The organism is Micromonospora coxensis, assembly GCF_900090295.1.
Lineage (GTDB): Bacteria > Actinomycetota > Actinomycetes > Mycobacteriales > Micromonosporaceae > Micromonospora > Micromonospora coxensis.
The window spans coordinates 1051201-1066673 of sequence record NZ_LT607753.1 but is presented as its reverse complement, the minus strand read 5'-3'; the positions used below and the strand labels follow the sequence as shown (position 1 = coordinate 1066673).

15 protein-coding genes and 1 pseudogene are annotated in these 15473 nt (G+C 74.9%); 11 read left to right on the top strand and 5 right to left on the bottom strand.

All coding sequences use genetic code 11. The features are described from left to right. Nucleotides 1-75: 75 nt before the first annotated feature. From GA0070614_RS04760 to GA0070614_RS04750, 3 genes are all read right to left on the bottom strand, one after another. The gene (locus GA0070614_RS04760) at nt 76-1425 is read right to left on the bottom strand and encodes an FAD-dependent oxidoreductase (RefSeq protein ID WP_088979215.1); all 1350 of its coding nucleotides are present in this window, start codon (nt 1423-1425) and stop codon (nt 76-78) included. A gap of 14 nt (nt 1426-1439) precedes the next feature. Beyond that, entirely contained in the window at nt 1440-1787 is a 348-nt protein-coding gene (locus tag GA0070614_RS04755) for a TcmI family type II polyketide cyclase (protein WP_088974816.1), read from the bottom strand. A 185-nt stretch (nt 1788-1972) separates the two neighbouring features. After that, complete coding sequence (locus tag GA0070614_RS04750) at nt 1973-2782, bottom strand: AfsR/SARP family transcriptional regulator (protein WP_088974815.1); 810 nt, start codon at nt 2780-2782, stop codon at nt 1973-1975. A gap of 409 nt (nt 2783-3191) precedes the next feature. Here GA0070614_RS04750 and GA0070614_RS04745 point away from each other — a divergent pair, with 409 nt between their 5' ends. The 10 genes and pseudogenes from GA0070614_RS04745 to GA0070614_RS04700 all read left to right on the top strand — a co-directional run bounded on the left by GA0070614_RS04745 (nt 3192) and on the right by GA0070614_RS04700 (nt 12560). Then, entirely contained in the window at nt 3192-3530 is a 339-nt protein-coding gene (locus tag GA0070614_RS04745; protein WP_088974814.1) for a TcmI family type II polyketide cyclase, read from the top strand. Beyond that, the gene (locus GA0070614_RS04740; RefSeq protein WP_088974813.1) at nt 3527-5239 is read left to right on the top strand and encodes an acetyl-CoA carboxylase carboxyltransferase subunit alpha; all 1713 of its coding nucleotides are present in this window, start codon (nt 3527-3529) and stop codon (nt 5237-5239) included. Before GA0070614_RS04745 ends, GA0070614_RS04740 begins: the two co-directional genes overlap by 4 nt. Nucleotides 5240-5265: 26 nt before the next feature. After that, entirely contained in the window at nt 5266-5760 is a 495-nt protein-coding gene (accB, locus tag GA0070614_RS04735; protein WP_231933658.1) for an acetyl-CoA carboxylase biotin carboxyl carrier protein, read from the top strand. 10 nt (nt 5761-5770) lie between these two features. Next, nucleotides 5771-7138: pseudogene (locus GA0070614_RS04730) on the top strand (acetyl-CoA carboxylase biotin carboxylase subunit); the annotation flags it as partial. Between the two features lie 389 nt (nt 7139-7527). Then, entirely contained in the window at nt 7528-8277 is a 750-nt protein-coding gene (locus tag GA0070614_RS04725; RefSeq protein WP_088974811.1) for an SRPBCC family protein, read from the top strand. Next, nucleotides 8274-8678, top strand: a complete 405-nt coding sequence (locus GA0070614_RS04720) for a cupin domain-containing protein (protein ID WP_088974810.1) — start codon at nt 8274-8276, stop codon at nt 8676-8678. The genes GA0070614_RS04725 and GA0070614_RS04720 overlap by 4 nt, the downstream gene beginning before the upstream one ends. Continuing rightward, on the top strand, nt 8675-9943 hold the full coding sequence (locus tag GA0070614_RS04715) for a beta-ketoacyl-[acyl-carrier-protein] synthase family protein (RefSeq protein WP_088974809.1): 1269 nt from the start codon (nt 8675-8677) through the stop codon (nt 9941-9943). The genes GA0070614_RS04720 and GA0070614_RS04715 overlap by 4 nt, the downstream gene beginning before the upstream one ends. After that, nucleotides 9940-11190 carry a beta-ketoacyl synthase N-terminal-like domain-containing protein gene (locus GA0070614_RS04710; protein WP_088974808.1) on the top strand — a complete coding sequence of 417 codons (1251 nt, stop codon included), beginning with the start codon at nt 9940-9942 and terminating at the stop codon, nt 11188-11190. Before GA0070614_RS04715 ends, GA0070614_RS04710 begins: the two co-directional genes overlap by 4 nt. After that, nucleotides 11187-11510 (top strand): antibiotic biosynthesis monooxygenase family protein, encoded by a 324-nt coding sequence (locus GA0070614_RS04705; protein WP_088974807.1) that lies wholly within the window; start codon nt 11187-11189, stop codon nt 11508-11510. Before GA0070614_RS04710 ends, GA0070614_RS04705 begins: the two co-directional genes overlap by 4 nt. Before the next feature lie 729 nt (nt 11511-12239). Beyond that, on the top strand, nt 12240-12560 hold the full coding sequence (locus GA0070614_RS04700; RefSeq protein WP_088974806.1) for a DMT family transporter: 321 nt from the start codon (nt 12240-12242) through the stop codon (nt 12558-12560). Here GA0070614_RS04700 and GA0070614_RS04695 read toward each other — a convergent pair. Continuing rightward, the gene (locus GA0070614_RS04695; protein ID WP_172892369.1) at nt 12538-13101 is read right to left on the bottom strand and encodes a hypothetical protein; all 564 of its coding nucleotides are present in this window, start codon (nt 13099-13101) and stop codon (nt 12538-12540) included. The two genes, GA0070614_RS04700 and GA0070614_RS04695, sit on opposite strands and share 23 nt — an antisense overlap. A 325-nt stretch (nt 13102-13426) precedes the next feature. Between GA0070614_RS04695 and GA0070614_RS04690 the strand changes: the two genes are divergently transcribed. Continuing rightward, nucleotides 13427-14818, top strand: a complete 1392-nt coding sequence (locus GA0070614_RS04690; RefSeq protein ID WP_088979214.1) for a class I adenylate-forming enzyme family protein — start codon at nt 13427-13429, stop codon at nt 14816-14818. A gap of 35 nt (nt 14819-14853) precedes the next feature. Here the strand turns inward: GA0070614_RS04690 and GA0070614_RS04685 are convergent, their stop codons facing one another. Next, nucleotides 14854-15459, bottom strand: coding sequence for a 4'-phosphopantetheinyl transferase family protein (locus GA0070614_RS04685; RefSeq protein ID WP_088974804.1), 606 nt, complete (start codon nt 15457-15459; stop codon nt 14854-14856). Nucleotides 15460-15473: the final 14 nt, after the last annotated feature.

Genomic DNA, 15473 nt, shown 5'->3' with positions numbered 1-15473 from the left:
GTACCGGCCGGCGGTCGCGGTGACCGGCCCGGCCGGGCCGCGACGAGGTGCCGTCGCCGCGACCCGACCGGGAGGTCAGTCCTCTTCGCCCCGGTAGGTGTAGAAGTCGTTGACGAACTTGCGGGCCAGCCGGGGCACCCGGCTGGTGACGCCGAAGTAGCCGCGCGCACCGAGTAGGGCGAGCCGGCCGACGACCGGTTTGTACATCCGGTCGTCACCGCTGGTGCCGCTGCGCTGCAGCGAGTCGGCGACCCGGGCGAAGCCGTACGGCACCATGGCGGCCTCGTAGTCGGCGACCGCCTGCACCAGCGTCTTGTCCCCGGCGGCGGCCTGGCGGAGCTGCCGGCAGAGCAGGGCGGCGTCGCGCAGGGCGGTGTTCGCGCCCACCCCGCGACCGGGGGTCATGGTGTGGATGGCGTCGCCGAGCAGGGTGACGGTGCTGGCCTTCCACGCCGGGACCGGTTCGCTGGTGGCCACCCGGATCGGCAGGGCGCTGCCCGGGTCGCTGCGGGCGAGCAGTTCGCGCAGGTTCGGGTGCCAGTGCCGGGTGAGGCCGCGGGCGACCTGGACGAGGTCCTCGCCACGGCGCTGCATGACGTCCGGCGGGAACCGGCGGGCCGTGCTCCAGATGATGAAGTTGATGTTGTCGCGGGTGTTGTCGTGCCGGCGGCCGGGCCAGTTGCGCAGCAGTTCGGCGTCGGCGTCGGCGACGTCCGGCTTGATCTCGCCGTCGCGGTCCCACTTGAACTCCATCACGTGCAGCACGCCCATGATCCCGCCGGCGCCGAAGATGAGCGAGATGCCCTTCTCGACGCGTTCGGGCAGCAGTTGGCGGGTGTGCGGGGTCAGCGGGACGCGGGTGGCGATGTTGATGGTGCCGGCGTCGCGGACGACCGCGTGCGGCAGGTACTGGCGACGGACCGCGGAGTGCGTGCCGTCGGCGGCCACCAGCAGGTCGCCGGTGGCGGTGCTGCCGTCGGCGAAGTGCGCGGTGACGGTGCCGTCGTCGCGTTGTTCGTACCGGGTGAAGGTCTTGTCGAAGTGGACCACGTCCTCCATGCCGGTGAGCAGGACCTGCCGCAGCGTCATCCGGGCCACCGAGCGTTCGGTCTCGACCGGGTCGGTGTCCGGCCGGAGGGTGAACGAGGCGGTCCGGCGCAGACGCTGGGTGATGACGTTGAAGTAGCGGGGGGAGCGGGCGCAGGTGGCGAGGTAGACGTCGAACAGCTCCGGCGGCAGGCATTCACGCAGGGCCTTGCTGCCGGTCGGTCCGATGCCGACGCGGTAGCCGAGCAGCCCCTCGCCCCGGGTGCGGTAGCGCTCGTAGACGGCGACGCTGATGCCGGCGCGGCGCAGGCCGTGGGCGAGGCAGAGCCCGCCGGTGCCGGCCCCGATGATCAGGACGTGCGGTGGTCCGGATGCCATGGCGGCCGTCCCGGTCATCCGGCCGGCCGCGGCGACGGCACGTCGGCGGCGTCCCAGCGGTAGAAGCAGCCGGCGATCGCGTCGCGCGGCGAGCGCCAGGTCGGCAGGTACGGCGAGGTGTGCGCGGAGAGGCGTTCGTTGACCTGGAGGTAGAGCGGATGGTTGCGGGCCTCGGCCAACGCGTCCGGGTCCACGTCCTCGGTCTCCATCAGGTGCACGCACAGGTCGTGCAGGCAGTACAGGGACCGGTGCCGGACACCGGTCAGGGCGGGCAGCTCGGTGGCGTCGGATTCGGCGAAGATCTGCGCCACCCGCCCCTCCGAGCCGGGGATGATCCTGCTGACGATCAGTAGACGACTCATGGGGACCCCTCTCGCCGGTGGCTCCGCCCAGTTCGGACGCCACGGACTGCTGTGCGCCCCACCCTGCCCGCCGTGTGTCACCTGGCCGTCACTCCTGGCCGTCCCCCGGTGACGCCCCGGCCCACGGCGGCCGGTGGTCACGCTCGACCACGCCCCGCGCGGGCATGGCCGACCGGGAGCGTGGGTCAGGGGGTACGGGGGGCGAGGCGGGCGCCCGGGGCCCGGCCGGGGCCGCCGGCGCGCTCCCGGGTGGCCTCGCGGATGGGGGCGAGGGTGTCCTGCAGCAGGGCGGTCATCGCGGTGGACGGCTCCAGCCGCAGCTCGCGCAGGAGCAGGTCGCGGTAGACGTAGAAGGCGTGCACGGCCTCGAAGGCGTTGCCCTCGGCGAGGTGGATGCGGACCACCAGGCGGTGCGGGGTCTCGCGCAGCGGCTCGGCGGCCATCGCCTCCAGGGCGGCCTCGAGGGCCTCGCCGTGCCGCCCGGCGGCCAGGTGCTGGTCGGCCAGGTCCTCCAGCATGTGCAGGCGTAGCTGGCGCAGCCGTTCCCGGTCGGCGAGCACCCAGTCGTCGTACCAGCCGGGGAGCAGGTCGTGGCGGCCGGCGGCGAGGGCCGCGGCGGTGCACGGGTCGTCACCGTCACGGACTCGGGCGGCCGTGCCGACGAGGGCGTCCACGTCGACCTGGACGGCCGGGTCGAGGCGGACGGTGTCGCCGCTGGTGAGCAGCGGGCAGCAGGGGTCCTGGCGCAGCCGCCACAGGGCGGTGCGCAGGGACGACAGGGCGCGTTCCTCCAGCGCGTCGGGCCAGAGCAGGCCGGCCAGGTGGCTGCGGGTGGCGCCGGGGCGCAGGCCGATCAGCGCGATCACCCGTTGCAGACCGCGGGGCACCACGATCGGCAGGTCGCCGTGCTGCAGCTGGAAGCCGCCGAGCAGGTGCAGCGAGATCGGTGTGCCGGGGCGTGGCCCGGTGGTCGGCCTCGACGGATCAGCGGCCACGCGGCACCCCCTGTGGAACCCTGGTCCCGATTCTGTGTCCCCGGCGCGGCTGCCCATGACTCCACTGTCGGCGTTGCTCGCGCCGCGGCGCGGCGTCGCGCCGCGGCCACCGGGCTGACCGTGACGAAGATTATCAATCGTGGTCACTCTCGGTCAATGTTGCTGTTGCTCAGGCGCAGGTCAGGGCGCTTCCGTGAATGCCACTCTGAACTGGTCAGAGGGGATGGCGGGGCAATGGATCTTCGCACAGCTCATACACAGGTTGCGTCAACGCACCGTCACCAACTGTCGCCTTTGGTGGGTGGTCGTTGACGCCCCCGTGACGGGCCCCGGCGCATCGTGACGCCAGTCGTCCGGCCCGGCCGGCGCGGTGCACACCGTGCCGGCGGCCGTGGGGGGAGGCCCATCCATGGACCGTTCGCTGATCGTCGCGAAGGTGGTCCCGACCGCCGAGGCGCGCGTCGCCGAGATCTTCGCGGAGTCCGACGCGACCGAGCTGCCCGGGCTGGTCGGGGTCCGGCACCGGTCGCTCTACCGGCTGCACGACCTGTACGTGCACCTGCTGGAGACGGACACGCCGACGCACGCGGCGGTCGAGGCGGCCCGGGGCCATCCCGAGTTCGTCCGGGTCAGCGAGCGGCTGCGGCCCTACGTCTCGCCGTACCTGCCGACGTGGCGGGAGCCGCGCGACGCGATGGCCCGCTGCTTCTACCGCTTCGACGCCACCGCTGTCGGGCGGCGGTCGTGACCGCCACCGCCCCTCGCGAGGGGCAGCTCTGGTCCCGCTGCGGCGGCTGCGCCACGCTGCTGTACCGCAAGCGGCTGCGCCGCAACCTCGACGTGTGTCCCGAGTGCGGCGAGCACGCCCGCCTCGACGCGCCCGAGCGGGTGGCCCAGCTGGTCGACCCGGGGTCGTTCACCCCGTTGCCGGAGCGGGCGGCCGAGGTGGACCCGATCGGCTTCGTCGACGTGCTGCCGTACCCGCACCGGCTCAGCGCCGCCCGGGCCGGCACCGGGCTGGCCGAGGCGGTGGTCTGCGGCACCGCGACCATCGGCCGGCACCGGTGCGCGCTGGCCGTGATGGACTTCCGGTTCCTCGGCGGCAGCCTCGGCTCGGCGGTCGGCGAGCTGATCACCCGCGCCGCCGAACGGGCCCTGGCCGAGCGGCTGCCGCTGGTGCTGGTCACCGCCTCCGGCGGGGCGCGGATGCAGGAGGGCGCACTGTCGCTGATGCAGATGGCCACCGTCAGCCAGGCCGTCGCCGGCCTGCGGGAGGCGGGGCTGCTCACCGTCAGCGTGCTCACCGATCCCACGTACGGGGGCGTGGCCGCGTCGTTCGCCACCAACACCGACGTGGTGCTCGCCGAGAGCGGGGCGCGGATGGGCTTCGCCGGGCCCCGGGTGATCCGGCAGGTCACCGGTCGGGAGCTGCCCGAGGGGTTCCAGACCGCCGAGTTCCTGCTGCGCCAGGGCCAGGTCGACATGGTGGTGCCCCGGCACGCGTTGCGCGGTCGGCTGGTGGCGCTGCTGGCCGCCGCCGAGGCCGGCCGCCGCGCGCCGGGCGTCCCCGGGCAGCAGCCGCCGCCGGGGCCGGAGTGCCCGGCCGACCCCCCGGCCCGCCCGGCCCCGCCGGCCGAGGCCCGGGACGCCTGGGAGACGGTCCGGCTGGCCCGGCATCCCGGCCGGCCGACCACGTTGGACTACCTGGACACCGCCTTCGACGGGTTCGTCCAGCTGCACGGCGACCGGCTCGGCGGGGACTGCCCGGCCGTGGTCGGCGGGCTGGCCCGGCTCGACGGCCGGCACGTCATGGTGATCGGCCACCAGAAGGGGCACACCACCGGTGAGCTGGTCGCGCGGAACTTCGGCATGGCCAGCCCGGCCGGGCACCGCAAGGCGCTGCGGCTGATGCGGCTCGCGGCCCGCCTCGGACTGCCGGTGGTGACCCTGGTGGACACCCCCGGGGCGGACCCGGGCGTCGACGCCGAGGAGCAGGGCCAGGCGGCGGCCATCGCGGAGAACATCCTGTCGCTCAGTGTGCTGCCCACCCCGGTCGTCGCGGTGATCACCGGTGAGGGGGGCAGTGGTGGCGCGCTGGCCCTGGCGGTCGCCGACCGGGTGCTGATGCTCCAGCACGCGGTCTACTCGGTGATCAGCCCGGAGGGCTGCGCGGCGATCCTGTGGCCGGACCGGGGCGCCGCCCCGCAGGCGGCCCGCGCGCTGCGGCTGACCGCGCCGGACCTGTGCCGACTCGGCGTCGTCGACGACGTCGTCGCGGAGCCGGCGCCGGGCGCCCACCACGATCCGGAGGCCGCCGCGCGGCTGCTGCGCGAGGCGGTGCTGGCCCACCTGGTGCCGCTGCTGGACGTGCCGAGGGCGACCCTGGTGCGTCGTCGCCGGCAGCGTTTCCGGCGCTTCGGCGCCGCCCGCACCGGCGTACGGGCGGGTGCCCGGTGAGCGCCGGCACCGTCCCGGCCGACGCCGTGGCCACCGAGGCCGACGACGCGGCGGTGGCCCCGGACGTGGACGCCGTGCTGGCCGGGTTGCGCCGGCACGCCCGGCAGCTCGTCGCCGAGGTCGCCGGCCCGCTGCGGCGGGTGCGGCTGCGCAGCGGGGACACCGTGCTGGAGGTCGAGTGGCACGGGGCCGCCGCCACGGCGGAGCCGGTCCGGGTCCCGGAGCCACCGTCCCCGGGCACTGCGCCGGCCCCGCCCGCCGCGCCGGTGGCCGCGTCCGGCCGGATCGAGGTGCGCTCCCCGATCGTCGGCACCTTCTACCGGGCGCCCGAGCCGGGCGCCGCGCCGTTCGTCCGCGTCGGCGACACGGTCCGGCCGGGTCAGGTGGTGGGGATCGTGGAGGCGATGAAGCTGATGAACGAGGTGACCGCCGAGCGGGCCGGTCGGGTGGTCGAGATCCTCGTCGACGACGGCCGGCCGGTGGAGTACGACCAGCCGCTGGTCGCGCTCGACCCGGCGTGAGGTGGTGCGGATGTTCTCCACAGTGCTGGTCGCGAACCGGGGCGAGATCGCGGTGCGGGTGCTGCGCGCCTGCCGTGAGCTGGGCATCCGTACGGCGGTCGTCTACTCCACCGCCGACGCCGACTCGGCGGCGGTGCGCCTGGCCGACCAGGCGGTGCTGATCGGGCCGGCGCTGAGCCGGCGCAGCTACCTCAACGCCGCCGCGATCGTCGAGGCCGCCCGGCTGGTCGGCGCGGACGCGGTGCACCCCGGCTACGGGTTCCTCTCCGAGGACGCCGACTTCGCCGAGATCTGCGCCGACAACGGGCTGACCTTCATCGGGCCGCCGCCGCAGGTGATGGCCGCCCTGGCCGACAAGTCCTCGGCTCGGGCGCTGATGAGCCGGGCCGGGCTGCCGTTGCCGCCGGGCAGCGTCAGCCCGGTGTCGAACGCCGCCCGCGCCGCCGAGATCGCCGCCGAGGTGGGCTACCCGGTGATCGTCAAGGCCGCCGCCGGCGGCGGGGGACGGGGGATGACCGTGGTCCGCGGCGCGGCCGAGCTGTCCCGGGCGTACGCGCGCACCCGGGCCGCCGCGCAGGCCGCCTTCGGTGACGACCGGGTGTACGTCGAGCGGTACCTGACCGAGGCCCGGCACGTCGAGGTGCAGATCCTCTGCGACCGGCACGGCAACGGCGTGCACCTGGGCACCCGGGACTGCTCGGTGCAGCGGCGGCACCAGAAGCTGGTGGAGGAGGCCCCGGCTCCGGCGTTGTCCGCCGCGACCCTGGACGCGATCGCACGGATCGCGCTGCACGGCGCGCTGGAGGTCGGCTTCGCCGGGGTGGGCACGGTCGAGTTCCTGGTCGACGCCGAGGAACGGTTCCACTTCCTGGAGATCAACTGTCGGATCCAGGTCGAGCACCCGGTCACCGAGATGATCACCGGGATCGACCTGGTGCACGAGCAGTTGCACGTCGCCGCCGGGTTGCCGCTGCGCATCCGGCAGGAGGACGTGCGCCTGCACGGGGTGGCCGTGGAGTGCCGGGTCAACGTCGAGGACCCGTACCGCGACTTCGCGCCGACCCCGGGCCGGCTGGACCGTTTCGTCCCGCCCGGTGGCCCGTTCACCCGGGTCGACACCCACGGCCACCCGGGCTACCTGGTCGGCCCGCACTACGACTCGCTGCTGGCCAAGGTCGCCGTCTGGGCGCCCGACCGGGACCTGGCGCTGCGCCGGCTGGACCGCGCCCTGGCCGAGTTCGACATCGCCGGACCGGGGGTGCGCACCACCATCCCCTTCGTCCAGCGGGTCCTCGACGATCCGGAGTTCCGCGCCGCCCGGCACACCACCGCCCTGGTCGACCGGATGCTCGGCGCCGACCGCCCGCCCGCGCCACGCCCGCAGCCCGCCGACGTGCCGCCCGCGGAACCCGCCGACGTGCCGGGGTCCGTGCTCGCGGGGCCGGTCGACGTGCCGCGTCCGGCCGTACCCCGATCGGAGCCCGCGGACGCCGCGCGTTCGTCCGCCGCGCCGCCGGTGTCCGCCGCGCCGGCCGGGCCGTGCCCGTCCGCGCCACCGCCGCTGCGCCCGGCCGCGCCACCGCCGCTGCGCCCGGCCGCGCCACCGCCGCTGCGCCCGGCCGCGCCACCGCCGCTGCGCCCGGCCGTGCCGTCGCTGCGCGGCGCCGTCGCGCCGGAGCCCGCCGGGCCCCCGCCGTCCACCCGTCCGGTCGCCGCCACCCACGGCGCCGGCCGCCCGTCCGTCCTGACCGCGACCGAGGAGGAACGATGACCGTCACGCACGGCCAGCCACTCACCACCGAGATCACCGACATCCTGGTGGCGCACTGCGGCCTGGACGCCGACGCGGCCGCCCGCGCGCCCGCCGCCTCGCTGGAGGAACTGGGCATGGACTCCCTGGCCCTGCTGGAACTCTCCGCCGTGGTCGCCGACCGGTGGCGGGTGCAGATCCCCGAACAGGCCGGGCAGCTCAGCATCCCCGCCGTGGCCGACCTCGTCGCCCGGGGCGCCCGGCCGGCCGGGCCGGCCGAGCAGAGCGCCGGCGACACCGGGGACAGCGTCGGGCACACCGAGAACAGCATCGTCATCGCCGCCCCGCTGCCCCTGGTCTGGGACGTCACCAACGACGTGGCCGGCTGGCCGCAGCTGTTCACCGAGTACGCCGCGGTGGAGATCCTGCACCGCGACGGCGACACGGTGCGCTTCCGGCTCACCATGCACCCCGACGAGAACGGGATCTCCTGGAGCTGGGTCAGCGAACGCACCGCCGACCCGCAGACCCGGCAGGTGCGGGCGCACCGGGTGGAGACCGGGCCGTTCGAGTACATGCGGATCCACTGGAGCTACACCGAGGAGCCCGAGGGCACCCGGATGACCTGGGTGCAGGACTTCGCGATGAAGCCGGGCGCGCCGGTGGACGACGCCGGCATGACCGAGCGGATCAACACCAACAGCAGGATCCAGCTCGCCGTCATCAAGGACAAGATCGAGCAGGCGTACCCGGGAGGCACCCGATGACCGAGATCACCACCGGCCCGGTGGCCGCCCGCGACGTCGCCGCGGACCGGCGGCGCGGCGGCGAGCTGCGGGTCCTGCTCGGCCCGCGCACCGTCGGCAGCACCTCCGGGTTCATGGGGGTGGCGACGCTCGCCCCCGGGGAGCGGATCGCCGAGCACTACCACCCCTACAGCGAGGAGTTCCTGTACGTCGCGCGCGGCGACATCACCGTCGACCTGGACGACGAGCCGGTCGAGCTGGCCGGCGGGCAGGCGCTGTTCGTGCCGCGCAACGTGCGCCACCGGTTGCGCAACACCGGCGACGCGACGGCCGAGGTGGTCTTCCACCTCGGGCCGCTGGCCCCGCGCCCGGAACTGGGCCACGTCGACACCGAACTGGTCGAACAGCGGGGCGGGTCGTGACCGGGCGCCGCACGGTCGTCACCGGCGTCGGGGTGGTCGCGCCGGGCGGCGTCACCCGGGACCGCTTCTGGAAGACCGTGACCGAGGGGCGTACGGCCACCCGGCGGATCAGCTTCTTCGACCCGTCGCCGTTCCGCTCCCAGATCGCCGCCGAGTGCGACTTCGACCCCGACGCCGCCGGCATCACCCTGGCCGAGCGGCAGCGCGCCGACCGGTACGTGCAGTTCGCGCTGGCCTGCTCCACCGAGGCGCTGGCCGACAGCGGCCTGGAGCTCACCGACGCCGAGCGGGAGGTCACCGGGGTGGTGCTCGGCACCGCCGTGGGCGGCACCATGGCCCTGGAGCAGGAGTACGTGCGGGTCAGCGACTCCGGCCGGCGGTGGCTGGTCGACCACACCCTCGGCGGGCCGTACCTCTATCCGGCGCTGGTGCCGAGCAGCCTCGCCGCCGACGTGGCCGTGCGGCACGGCCTGCACGGCCCCGCCCAGGTGATCTCCACCGGCTGCACCTCCGGCATCGACGCCATCGGCTACGCCCACCAGCTCATCGTCGACGGCGAGGCCGACGTCGTGCTGGCCGGCGCGTCGGACTCGCCGATCTCCCCGGTCACCGTCGCCTCGTTCGACGCGATCAAGGCGACCAGCCCGGACAACGACGACCCGGCGCACGCCTCACGCCCGTTCGACGCCGACCGGCACGGCTTCGTCCTCGCCGAGGGCGCCGCGGTGCTGGTGCTGGAGGAGTGGGAGCACGCCCGCCGCCGGGGCGCGCACGTCTACTGCGAGCTGTCCGGGTACGCCACCCGCGCCAACGGCTTCCACATGACCGGGCTGCGCCCGGACGGGGTGGAGATGGGGCTGGCCATCACCGACGCGTTGCGCCAGTCGCGGCTGTCCCCGCAGGACGTGTCGTACATCAGCGCGCACGGCTCCGGCACCCGGCAGAACGACCGGCACGAGACGGCGGCGTTCAAGCGGGCGCTCGGCGAGGCGGCGTACCGGGTGCCGATCAGCTCGATCAAGTCGATGGTCGGGCACTCGCTCGGCGCGATCGGCTCGATCGAGATGGCCGCCTGCGCGCTGGCCATCGAGTACGGGGTGGTGCCACCGACGGCCAACTGGGCCACCCGGGACCCGGAGTGCGACCTGGACTACGTGCCGAACGTGGCCCGGGAGACCCCGGTGGACGTGGCGCTGTCGGTGGGCAGCGGCTTCGGTGGGTTCCAGTCCGCGATGGTCTTCCGCCGGCTGGCGGTGCCCGCGTGAGCGTCCGGGCGGTGGTCACCGGGATCGGCGTGGTGGCGCCCAGCGGCGTCGGCGTCGACGCGCACTGGCGCACGGTGGTCGAGGGCACCCGGCGCACCGGGCCGATCACCCTGTTCGACCCGGCCGGCTACCCGACCCGGGTGGCCGGGGAGGTGCCCGGGTTCGACCCGTCGGCGTACGCCGACGCCCGGCAGCTCGTGCAGACCGACCGCTGGACACACCTGGGCTTCGCCGCCACCAGGCTCGCGCTCGCCGACGCCGGGCTGCCCGAGCGGGCCCCCGACCCGTACGGCTGGGCGGTCACCCTGGCCAGCTCGTCGGGGGGCAACCTGTTCGGGCAGCGGGAGCTGCAACGGCTGTGGGGCGGCGCCAGCCGCACCGTCGGGGCGTACCAGTCGATCGCCTGGTTCTACGCGGCAAGCGTCGGGCAGCTCTCCATCCACCACCAGTTCAAGGGGCCGTGCGGGGTGCTGGTCGCCGAGTCCGCCGGCGGGCTGGACAGCCTCGCCCACGCGGTGCGCACCGTGCGCCGGGGCACGCCGGTGGTCCTCGCCGGCGCGACCGAGTGCCCGCTGAGCCCGTACGCGCTGGCCTGCCAGCTCCGCTCCGGCCTGCTCAGCGACGTCTCCGATCCGGAGTCGGCGTACCGGCCGTTCGACCGCACCGCCGGGGGCTACGTGCCCGCCGAGGGCGGGGCGGTGTTCGTGGTGGAGGAGCTGGGGCACGCCCTGGCCCGGGGCGCCCGGGTCTACGGCGAGGTGACCGGTTGGGGGGCCACCCACGACGCGGCGCACACCGGCCCGGACGGCGCGGGCGACCCGGACCGTTACGCCCGGGCGATGCGGCTGGCCCTGGACCGCTCCGGTGTCGACGCGGACGAGGTGGACGTGGTCCTGCCCGACGCCCTCGGGGTGCCCCGCTACGACCGGGCCGAGGCCGAGGCCCTGCGTACGGTCTTCGGTGACCGGCCGCCGCCGGTGAGCACCCACAAGCCGCTGACCGGCCGCGCCCACCAGGGCGGCTCCGCGCTGGACGTGGCGACCGCGCTGCTCGCCTTCCACCACGACACGCTGCCCGCCTCCGCCGGCCCCCGTGAGCCGGCGCCGGGTTGCGAGCTGGACTTCCTGCGTACGCCCCGGCAGCCGCGCAGCCGGCTGGCGTTGGTCTGCGCGCGGGGGTTCGACGGTTTCAACAGCGCGCTGGTGCTGCGCGGGGCGCCACCGGCACCGAGAGGAGCAGCGGAATGAGCGTGGAACGAGCCCGGATCGTCTTCCTGGTACGCGTCGCCGAGGACCGCACGGCGGACTTCCTGAACGCCTACGAGGCGGTGCGTCACCTGGTCGCCGAGGGCGTGCCGGGACACCTGGTGGACCAGGTGTGCCGCTCGGCCGCCGACCCGGAGCAGTGGTTGATCACCAGCGAGTGGGAGACGCTGGCCGATTTCGAGGCGTGGGAACGCAGTCCCGAGCACCGGGAGCTGGTGCGGCCGATGCGGGAGTGCTTCAGCGACGCCCGGTCGTTGCGCTTCGTCATCCACGCGCAGACCCCGGAGGTGGCCCGGGTCTGACCGGCCGCCGCCACCCCGCTCCGCACGGTGGCGGCCGACGGTGCGGACGTCACTGTTGGTCACTGTCGGCCGCCACCGCCCGGGTCGTAACGGCCCGTCATCGGCCCGGTGGGGTCCGCCCCTGCGTCGCGCGTCCTTTGCTCTGCACCCACTGACGCGCCAACGCCATCACCAGGGGTTCACTCGTTGGAGTGTCGGGTGCGACCGCGCTGTCGTGCTACTTTCCGTGACCGGCGCGTCCGTGGGTGCAGAGCAAAGCGGATCGGCTGGGGGTGTCGGCGCTCGCCCCGTCGTCACACCGGGTGAGCGACTGTCGCTGTCATCCGGTGCCGGGCCGCACAGCCGGGTGCGGCCGCGGGAGGGCGCGAGCCGACTCTGACACATGCGTCAATGCCCCACCCTTCCATCGCCGCCTCCCCGCCTCCCCGCCAACCCCTACCCCCGCCTCCACACCCCGCCTCCGCACCCCGCGCCCCCGCCGCCTTCGAGGCCGCACTTTCAGAGAATGAGTGGCTATCCGAGGAGAAATGGCCACTCATTCTCTGAAAGTGAGTGCGGTCGGTGCGGTGTGGTGTGGTGTGGTGGCGCGTCAGGTGCCCTCGCGGGCGCCGGCGTTGCGCTCGCGGTCGCCGTCGTCGCGGTCGGCGTCGGTGTGGCGGGCGGCGTCGATGGCGGAGGTATGGCTGGTCAGGCACGGCCGGCTGTGGGTCGTCGTCGAGGATGACGGGCATGGCGTACGTCTTCCTGCTGCTCGCGATCTCCGCCGAGGTCCTCGGCACCAGCCTGCTCAAGGCGACCGACGGGTTCACCCGGCTCTGGCCGACCCTCGGCCTGGCCGGGTCGTACCTGTTCGCCTTCGGCATGCTCGCCCTGGCGGTGCGGGACATCCCGGTCGGCGTGGCCTACGCGGTGTGGTCGGGGCTGGGCACGGCGGCGATCGTCGCGATCGGCGCGGTCTTCCTCGGCGAGCCGCTCAGCGTCACCAAGGTGGTGGGAGTCGGCCTCGTGGTCGCCGGGGTGGTGGTGCTCAACCTGGGCGGCGCCCACTAGCTGCCCGGATGCGCGCCCGGCGCCGTACCGGCGATGGCCGACCGGTGGTGAGCCGGCGACCGGGGGCCGGACCTCCGGCCCGGGGTGCCGGTGGGCCCGCGCCGGCCGTCCGGCGCGGGCCCCTCGCAGGCGTGCGACCAGCAGGGCCGAGGTCGACCCGGACGCCGTACTGCCCGGTGGTGCCCGGCTCCCGGCTCTGCGGCCACCACTGGGCCCGCCAGCGGTGGCCGCCGTGCGACAGCACGTCACCGGTGTGGTGGATCGAGGTGGGCTGCCATGCCGGAGCCGTGCGAGCCGGGGCCGGCGCGACGGTCAGCGGCAGGACCGCCCGGCCGGCGCCGAGCGTCACCTGGCTTGCCTGCTCGTCGGGGTGGACGAAGGCGTCGAGGTTGCCGGTGAGGACCGGGCCGATCTGGCTGCCCGCCGGGCGGACGCAGTCCGTGGCGCCGTTCTCCACGACGATCCCGGGTGGGGGCACCCCCAGCAGCGTGCCCAGCGGGCCGAGCAGCCACGCCGGCAGGGCGGTGCCATCGACCTCCACATCGGACGGAAGCTGTCGCGGGCGGCGGTGCGGCGCGGGGTCCGGGTCGCCGGGAGGCCGTCCTGTCGGGTATTGGCCGGGCGTACCCGACGTGCCCGGGCATGTGGGCATGATGCATCCACAGTGGCAGCACGATCACCGTACGCGCCCGATCCTGCCTGTCCGATCGAGCGTCGGCAATCCGGCCAGCCGCCTTTTTTGATCTAGCCATTTGCATCTAGCAATGGTTCTCGGGGCTGTCGTAGGGTTCCGACAGCACTCCGAAAGATGCACTTGATGGGCGGATAACGCCCCATTTGACGCTGAGCGGTGGGCGGTAGTGACCATGGATCGTCCGACGGAAAATCTTACGGCACAGGACCCGTCCTGGGTCGACGACGTGTTGCTCGCCGGGCCCGCGGCCGACATTTGTCTGCGACTTCCGGAACCGGTCGACCGCGGCACCTTGCGGCGGTTGGTCGGCGATGCGCAGACCCGTCTGGCCGCCGCCGGACTGCGTGCCGGTGGGGCCGCCGCGCTGCGGCTGCCGCCCTCGCTGGCGTACGTGGTGAACCTGTTGGCCACCTGGCGCAGCGGCGCCCAGGCGATCCTGCTCGACCACCGGCTCACCGACCACGAGGTCGACCGGGCGCTGGAGCGGCTCACCCCGCAGGTGGTCGTCGCCCCGGTCCGCAGCGGCGGCGGCGCGCTGCGCATCTTCGTCGACGTCACCGAGGGCGTCAGCACGCACTCGACGCGCCCCGCCGTCAGCGGGCACGCGGTGATCCAGCTCAGCTCCGGCTCCACCGGCCCGTCCAAGGTGATCGGGCGCACCGCCGCGGACCTGGTCGCCGAGGTGCACCGCTACACCCGCATCGACGGGGTGGCCCTGCCCGGCGAACGGATCATCCTGCTGCCGTCCATGGTGCACGTGCTGGGCCTGGTCGGTGGCCTGCTCTACGGCCTGCACGCCGGCGTCGAGCTGGTCCCGCCGGAGCGGCTGGGCGGCGACGCCATCCTCGCCGCGATCCGCGCGCAGGACACCCCGGCGACCGTGCTCGGCGTGCCGTTCCACATCGGACTGCTCGCCTCCACCCGCGCGGACGGCCCACTGCCGCAGCTCAAGCGGATGACCACCGGCGGGGAGCTGGTGCCGGCGGCGACCGCGCAGGCGTTCGCCGACCGCTTCGGCGTCCCGCTGGGCAACATGTACGGGATGACCGAGGTCGGGGTGATCGGCACCGACCTGTACGGCCGGCACCGCCCCTCGATCGTGCCGGCCCCCGGCATCGAGGTGCGCGAGGTCGGCGGCGAACTCCAGGTGAGCTGCCCCGCCTCGCCGTACGTCGGGCTCAGCGACCCCAGCCGGTGGGCCGACGGCTGGCTGCACACCCGCGACGCCGGGATCGTCGACCCGGCCACCGGCCTGGTCACCATCAAGGGCCGGCTCGACTCGCAGGTCTCCGTCGGTGGCCTGAAGGTGGACCTCACCGAGGTCGAGGCCACCCTCGCCGCGCTGCCCGGGGTCGCCGCCGCCGTGGTCGTCTTCGACGACGGCATCACCGCCTACGTGCAGCCCGACGGGCCGCTGTCGGAGGAGGTGCTGGAGAAGCTGCTCGCCGAACGGCTCGCCGGCTACAAGCGTCCGCGCACCCTGCACCTGCTCGACCAGCTGCCCCGGACCACCACCGGCAAGCTGGTGCGGGCCGTGCCCGTGCTGCGGGCGGCCGTCCCGTGACCGGCCCGCTGGGCGAGCAGCCGAGCACCGGCGGGCTAGCGCAGGAGCACGGCCACCTCGCCGGCCGGCGCGGCGACCGCGACGGCCAGCACCAGCTCCGGCGGGCCCGCCGGGTGCCCGACCCGGACGTCGGCCAGCCCGGGCACCGGGCGCAGCAGCGACCGGGGCTGCTCGGGCACCGGCATGAGCCGCCGCGACCCGCCGTCGCGCAGCCCCCGGCCGAGCGCCTTGCCGACCGCCTCCTTGGCCGTCCAGAGCAGCAGGAAGCCGTCCGCCCGGTCGTCCTCGGGCAGCCCGTGCAGCCAGCCGACCTCCGGCGGGGCGTACCAACGGCGGGCCAGCGCCACCGCGGGCAGTCGGCGGCGCCGCTCGACGTCCACCCCGACCGCTCCGGCCCGGCGGGCGGCGACCACCACCACGCCGTCGCCGTGACTGACGCTCACCGGCAGCACGCCGGCCCCGGCCCGCACCCACGGCCGGCCGTCCGGCGCGTGACCGACCACGACCTCCCGCTCCACCTGGCCGAGCAGCGCGGACCCCGCGCGCCGCAACAGCCGCCGCGCCACCTCCGGCCGACCGCCGGCGGTACGGCCGACCCACACGTGCACGGTGTCCTGACCGGACACCGGTAGCTCGCCCACGAAGAGAGGTTAAA

What these genes read in the sequence shown, in the direction of transcription:
- GA0070614_RS04760 (WP_088979215.1), bottom strand. Translation starts at nt 1,425, where the DNA reads ATGGCATCCGGACCACCGCACGTCCTGATCATCGGGGCCGGCACCGGC.
- GA0070614_RS04725 (WP_088974811.1), top strand. Translation starts at nt 7,528, where the DNA reads ATGACCGTCACGCACGGCCAGCCACTCACCACCGAGATCACCGACATC.
- GA0070614_RS04690 (WP_088979214.1), top strand. Translation starts at nt 13,427, where the DNA reads ATGGATCGTCCGACGGAAAATCTTACGGCACAGGACCCGTCCTGGGTC.
- GA0070614_RS04755 (WP_088974816.1), bottom strand. Translation starts at nt 1,787, where the DNA reads ATGAGTCGTCTACTGATCGTCAGCAGGATCATCCCCGGCTCGGAGGGG.
- GA0070614_RS04700 (WP_088974806.1), top strand. Translation starts at nt 12,240, where the DNA reads ATGGCGTACGTCTTCCTGCTGCTCGCGATCTCCGCCGAGGTCCTCGGC.
- GA0070614_RS04705 (WP_088974807.1), top strand. Translation starts at nt 11,187, where the DNA reads ATGAGCGTGGAACGAGCCCGGATCGTCTTCCTGGTACGCGTCGCCGAG.
- GA0070614_RS04720 (WP_088974810.1), top strand. Translation starts at nt 8,274, where the DNA reads ATGACCGAGATCACCACCGGCCCGGTGGCCGCCCGCGACGTCGCCGCG.
- GA0070614_RS04745 (WP_088974814.1), top strand. Translation starts at nt 3,192, where the DNA reads ATGGACCGTTCGCTGATCGTCGCGAAGGTGGTCCCGACCGCCGAGGCG.